At 62.5% G+C, this 5,915-nt stretch carries 6 protein-coding genes; 5 read left to right on the top strand and 1 reads right to left on the bottom strand.

What is annotated here, in order from left to right; genetic code table 11:
* The 4 genes from EN969_RS13810 to EN969_RS13795 form a co-directional block, all read left to right on the top strand.
* Positions 1-821, top strand: an 821-nt coding sequence (locus EN969_RS13810) for a dihydropteroate synthase (RefSeq protein WP_127419184.1), incomplete at its 5' end; no start/stop codon positions are given.
* A complete protein-coding gene (locus EN969_RS13805; protein WP_063168205.1) occupies positions 772-2,925 on the top strand; it encodes an ASKHA domain-containing protein in 2,154 nt (717 codons plus the stop codon). The genes EN969_RS13810 and EN969_RS13805, both read left to right, overlap by 50 nt.
* Positions 2,926-3,111: 186 nt before the next feature.
* The gene (locus tag EN969_RS13800) at positions 3,112-3,297 is read left to right on the top strand and encodes a hypothetical protein (protein ID WP_027160508.1); all 186 of its coding nucleotides are present in this window, start codon (positions 3,112-3,114) and stop codon (positions 3,295-3,297) included.
* Between the two features lie 232 nt (positions 3,298-3,529).
* Positions 3,530-4,477, top strand: a complete 948-nt coding sequence (locus EN969_RS13795) for an alpha/beta hydrolase (protein ID WP_024501316.1) — start codon at positions 3,530-3,532, stop codon at positions 4,475-4,477.
* A 27-nt stretch (positions 4,478-4,504) separates the two neighbouring features.
* Here the strand turns inward: EN969_RS13795 and EN969_RS13790 are convergent, their stop codons facing one another.
* Positions 4,505-5,404 carry a LysR substrate-binding domain-containing protein gene (locus EN969_RS13790; RefSeq protein ID WP_013531163.1) on the bottom strand — a complete coding sequence of 300 codons (900 nt, stop codon included), beginning with the start codon at positions 5,402-5,404 and terminating at the stop codon, positions 4,505-4,507.
* 221 nt (positions 5,405-5,625) lie between these two features.
* On the opposite strand from EN969_RS13790, the gene EN969_RS13785 reads away from it, so the two are divergent.
* Positions 5,626-5,811, top strand: a complete 186-nt coding sequence (locus EN969_RS13785) for a hypothetical protein (protein ID WP_013531162.1) — start codon at positions 5,626-5,628, stop codon at positions 5,809-5,811.
* The last annotated feature ends 104 nt before the right edge of the window (positions 5,812-5,915 follow it).

The following is a 5,915-nucleotide window of genomic DNA, read 5'->3' as shown; positions in this document are numbered from 1 at the left end:
CATTGGAGCAGGCAGCCTGTGGCGCCACCATGCTCGACGTCAACGCCGGCGTCACCTCGGTCAATCCGAACGAGACCGAACCCGGCCTTTTGGTGCAGACGCTGGAGATCGTGCAAGGGCTGGTCGACCTGCCGCTGTCGATCGACAGTTCCGTCACCGCCGCGATCGAAGCCGCACTCAAGGTTGCCAAGGGCCGCCCGCTGGTCAACTCCGTCACCGGCGAGGAAGAAAAGCTCGAAGCCATCCTGCCGCTGGTCAAGAAGTACAACGTGCCGGTCGTCGCCATCTCCAACGACGAGACCGGCATTTCGATGGACCCGGACGTGCGTTTCGCCGTCGCCAAGAAGATCGTCGAGCGCTGCGCCGATTTCGGCATTCCGGCGCATGACGTCGTCGTCGACCCGCTGGTGATGCCGATCGGCGCGCTGGGCGATGCCGGCCGCCAGGTCTTCGCGCTGCTGCGTCGTCTGCGTGAAGAACTCAAGGTCAACACCACCTGCGGCCTGTCCAACATCTCTTTCGGCCTGCCGCATCGCCACGGCATCAACGCCGCCTTCATCCCGATGGTGATCGGCGCCGGCATGACCTCGGCCATCATGAACCCGGTGCGGCCGCAGGAAATGGAAGCCGTGCGCGGCGCCAATGTGCTGAACGGCACCGACGAGAACTGCACCAACTGGATCCGCACCTACAAGGATTACAAGCCGGCCGAAGGCGGCCAGGCCGTTGCCGCCCCGACGCAAGTCAATGCGCCGGGCGACGGCGCCGGCAATGGCGGTCGCCGCCGTGGCGGCCGTGAAGCCCGGATGGGCCGAGGATAAGCGCGCAATCGTGAATTCACCTGCAAACATCACCGACCCGCTCGTGCTGTTCATGCCGTCGGGCAAGCGCGGGCGGTTTCCTGTTGGAACACCCGTGCTAGACGCCGCGCGCCAGCTCGGCGTCTATGTCGAAAGTGTGTGCGGCGGACGCGCCACTTGCGGGCGTTGCCAGATCGAAGTGCAGGAAGGCAATTTCGCCAAGCACAAGATCATTTCGTCCAACGACCACATCACGCCCAAGGGCGCCAAGGAAGAGCGCTATGAGCGCGTCCGCGGCCTACCCGAACGGCGTCGCCTCTCCTGCTCGGCGCAAATCCTCGGCGACCTCGTCATCGACGTGCCGCAGGATACGGTCATCAACGCGCAGACCATCCGCAAGGATGCCGACACCAGGGTCATCGCCCGCGATGCGGCGATCCGCATGTGCTATGTCGAGATCGAAGAACCCGACATGCACAAGCCGCTTGGTGATCTCGACCGGCTGAAGATCGCGCTGATGCACGATTGGGGTTTGAAAAGCCTCGATTTCGATTTTTATCTGCTGCCGCAGGTGCAAGGCATCCTGCGCAAGGGCAACTGGACCGCGACCGCCGCCATCTACAAGGATGCCGACTCTGAGACAGCGCGCGTCGTAGCACTTTGGCCCGGCCTCAAGAACGAAGCCTATGGGCTGGCCTGCGATATCGGCTCGACCACCATCGCCATGCATCTGGTGTCGCTGCTGTCGGGCCGCGTCGCCGCCTCGTCGGGCACCTCGAACCCGCAGATCCGCTTCGGCGAGGATCTGATGAGCCGCGTCTCCTATGTGATGATGAACCCGGACGGCCGCGAGGGCATGACGGTCGCCGTGCGGGAGGCGATCTCGGGTCTCGTCGACAAGGTCTGCGCCGAAGGCAATGTCCAGCGCAACGACATCCTGGACAGCGTCTTCGTCGGCAATCCGATCATGCACCATCTGTTCCTCGGCATCGATCCGACCGAGCTTGGCGGCGCGCCCTTTGCGCTGGCTGTCTCAGGTGCGGTGCATATCAAGGCATCCGACATCGGCCTGAAGCTTAACCAGGGCGCCAGGCTCTACATGCTGCCTTGCATCGCCGGGCATGTCGGTGCGGATGCGGCGGCGGTGACGCTGTCGGAAGGCCCGCATCGCCAGGACGAGATGATGCTGATCGTCGATGTCGGCACCAATGCCGAGATCGTGCTCGGCAATCGCCAGCGGGTGGTTGCGGCCTCCTCGCCCACCGGCCCTGCCTTCGAGGGCGCCGAAATCTCCGGCGGCCAGCGAGCAGCGCCCGGCGCCATCGAACGCGTACGCATCGATCCCGATACGCTTGAACCGAAATACCGCGTCATCGGCTCTGAACTGTGGTCCGACGAGCCGGGCTTCCTGGAAAGCGTCCAGGCGACCGGCGTCACCGGCATCTGCGGCTCCGGCATCATCGAAGTGGTGGCGGAGATGTATCTCGCCGGCATCATTTCCGAGGACGGCGTCATCGACGGCGGGCTTTCGGCGCGCTCGCCGCGCGTTACGGCCAACGGCCGCACCTTCTCCTATGTGCTGAAGGACGGCTCCGCCGCATTGACGGAAGATGGGCCGAAGATCACCATCACCCAGACCGATGTGCGCGCCATCCAGCTTGCCAAGGCAGCGCTTTATGCCGGCACCAAGCTGTTGATGGAAAAGCAGAACACCGAGCATGTCGACCGCATCCATTTCGCCGGCGCCTTCGGCTCCTTCATCGATCCGAAATACGCCATGGTGCTGGGCCTGATCCCGGATTGCGACCTCGACAAGGTCTCGGCGGTCGGCAACGCCGCCGGTGCCGGCGCGCGCATGGCGCTGCTCAATCGCGGCTACCGCCGCGAGATCGAGGACACGGTCAGCAAGATCGAGAAGATCGAGACGGCGCTGGAACCGAAATTCCAGGAGCATTTCGTCTACGCCATGGCGCTGCCCAACAAGGTCGATCCGTTCCCGAAACTGTCGGCAGCGGTGAAACTGCCGCCGCGCAAGACGGTCAGCGAGGATGGCGTTGCCGGCGACGCCGCTCCGCGCCGGCGTTCGCGCGAAGGCCACGAGGGGCGGAGGCGTGGACGGGAATAAGCGGCCCGCCCCCGCCAACACCTTTCGAAACTCATTTGCATGCAAATGTTTCCGGATCGTCTGATCCGGAAACCAAAACGCTGTTTTCGTGAAATTCGCCAGATACATGGCAGGCGCATTCAACCGGCATCGAACGGCAGGCAGGAAATATCTTTCAGCCGCCGCAACGCTCCAGGGGAGACAACGATGTCAATGCTCGAAAGCCTGAGCCGCTATGGCACCGCCATCAGACAAGCCCATGACCGCAGCAAGGCGCGGCGCCTGCTGAACAGCCTGCCGCCCGAAATCCAGAAGGACATCGGCTGGCCGGTGTCGCCGCGATCCAGTGAAAGGGCATCCCTCAGCAACGCTATCTGGAGCGCCGCGCGCTGATGACCTTCGCCGAGAAATGCAAATTGCTCGGCATGCGCCGGGAACCTCGCATGTCCCCGGCGACCACCAGCAACCGGCTGCGAGCCGCACTTTTACCGCGTCGCTGACCACTGCGGCGCGGATCAAACCGCCGTGTAGACGCGGGCGCAAATCTTGACATTTTCAGCCACGGCACAATCTTTCGATTTAGGGGGTTCTCTTAGTCGGCTTTGGCCGAAGTTCGTGTATCCGCATGCCAAGTTTGAAAAGCCATGTCGTGTCTTTTGTCTTGCGGCACAGCCGTAAGCAGGCATTTGCCAGTCCGGAAAATCTGCAGCGCTGGATCGCGGCCGCGCGCAAGACCGAGAACCACCGGCCGCCCGCCTCGCTACACCAGCGTCTCGATATCGAGATGCATACGGTCGGTGGCTTCCCCGTATACGAAATCCCACCCAAGTCCGGCGAACAGAAGCGGATTCTCTACTTGCACGGCGGCGCCTATGTCTTTGAAATCACGCCCTATCATTGGCACCTGATTGCCGACATGGCGGATCGGTTGGGCTACGCAATCACGGTGCCGATCTATCCAATTGCCCCCGAACATGATTTCCACGCCATGTTCGGGATGGTTGGCGATGTTTACCGGCAGATGCTCGCCGAGACGGAGGCCGAGGACATCGTCTTCATGGGCGATTCCGCCGGCGGCAACATGGCTGTGGTGCTGACCATGATGGCCGCCGAAGAAGGACTGTCCCTGCCGTCACGACATGTGCTCATTTCGCCGGGTCTCGACGTGTCGCTCACCAATCCCGCAGTGTTCGAGGCGGAACGCAACGACCCTTGGCTGGGCATAGCTGGCGGACGAGAGGCGATTCGTCTGTACAGTGCCGGCATCGATCCCAGCGACTGGCATATCAGCCCGGTCTATGGAGATCTGTCAGTGCTGCCAAGAACACTGCTTTTGACTGGCTCGCGCGATCTTTTGACGCCCGACAATCTGATCTTCGCGGAAAAAGCCCGCGCCGCCGGCGTTGAAATCGATCTTGTCTATGAGGAAGGCATGTTCCACGTCTGGCCGCTGATCGACATGCCGGAGGCCCGGCGCGCCCGCGAGCGCATCGTCGAATTTCTCGGGGAGAGCCGGATCGTGCAAGACACGAGACTAAGGCCTGAACAGCGCCCCGCCGAAGCGGCGGAGTAGCTCTATATTGTCGTCCTTACCAGCCGGTCAGAACTTGCCGGTTTCCCGGAACACTTCGAAGGTCGCGCGGATGTGGTCGGCGACGGCCTTGACCGGCGCGCTGGCGTCCGGCGCCACCACCATCGCCAGATTGTAGGTGCCGATGTCGGGCATGCCGTCCTTCGGGCAGAGTTCGACCATGTCGTTGCCGAGAAACGACTTCGGCAGCGGCGCCACGGCGAGATCGGACATGATCGCGGCGCGCTGGCCGGCCGTGTGCGCGCTCATATAGGCGATGCGGTAGTTGCGGCCCTCGCGGCCAAGCGCATCGAGCGCTCCGGCGCGCCAGGCGCAGCCCTCTTCCCAAAGCGACACCGGCAGCGGCTCGCGCAGATGCGCGCAGCCGCCCTTGGCGCCAGCCCAGACGATCGGCTCGGTCAGCAGCACCTCGGCGCCGAGCGCGCTGGTCTTGTAGGAATTGGTCAGCAGCGTGATGTCGAGCGCCCGGTCGTCCATGCGCCGGCGCAGATTGCTGCTCTGGTCGATGGTGACGTCGACGGCGATCGACGGATGCGACTGCGCGAAACGCTTCAGCACATGCGGCAGCACGCGCTCGCCGTAATCGTCCGGCGAACCAAGCCGCACGACACCGACAATCTCGGGAATGATGAACTTCGACACCACCTCGCGGTTGATCGACAGCAGCCGGCGGGCATAGCCGAGCAGCATCTCGCCGTCCGTGGTCAGCGACACCGAGCGGGCGTCGCGCGCGAACACGGAGCGGCCGAGAATGTCCTCCAGCTTCTTGATCTGCATGGAGACGGCCGAAGGCGTGCGAAAGACGGCATTGGCGGCGGTGGTGAAGCTGCCGGTCTCGGCAATCGCCACGAAAGTGCGCAAAACGTCGAGATCGAGCAGTGGCAGCGGATGATTGAGCGGGGCGTTCATGGCAACCGACCTTCAATTTTTCTGATACAAAACATCACTCCATTTCGTTTGATTGAACATCAGATTGGGAGGATAGTCAACTCCATCGAATGAGGCAGCTGCCACAAGCAGCCATGAAACGACCCCGACACAGACCTGCATTCGACACGAAATGAAGTTGAAACAAACCCGACGTAACCAACGCGCTGTCTGGCACCCGCCAGCCACCAAAGGAGAAAGAAATGTCTATCCTGTCGTCTCTTGGTCGCATCGCGACCGAATTCAGCGCGGCACGCGCCCGCTACCAGACCGAGCGCGCCATCCGTTCCTTGCCGATCGAACTGCAGAAGGATATCGGCTGGCCTGAGGCTTCCGACACCAAGACCGGTACTCGCAATGGCATCGGATCCTGGGCTGGAGCAAAGTAGATCGTGTGTACTATGTGCTGAAGGCCTGCCGCGCGAACCGCCCGGCAGGCCTTCTTTATTTTATTTGTATACAAATGAGTTTTGGAGCCATGTCGCCAACGCAT

Origin of the sequence: Mesorhizobium sp. M7A.F.Ca.CA.003.01.2.1, assembly GCF_003998945.1 — a bacterium.
Lineage (GTDB): Bacteria > Pseudomonadota > Alphaproteobacteria > Rhizobiales > Rhizobiaceae > Mesorhizobium > Mesorhizobium ciceri.
The sequence above is the reverse complement of the archived record's forward strand: the minus strand, read 5'-3'. Positions and strand labels throughout refer to the sequence as shown.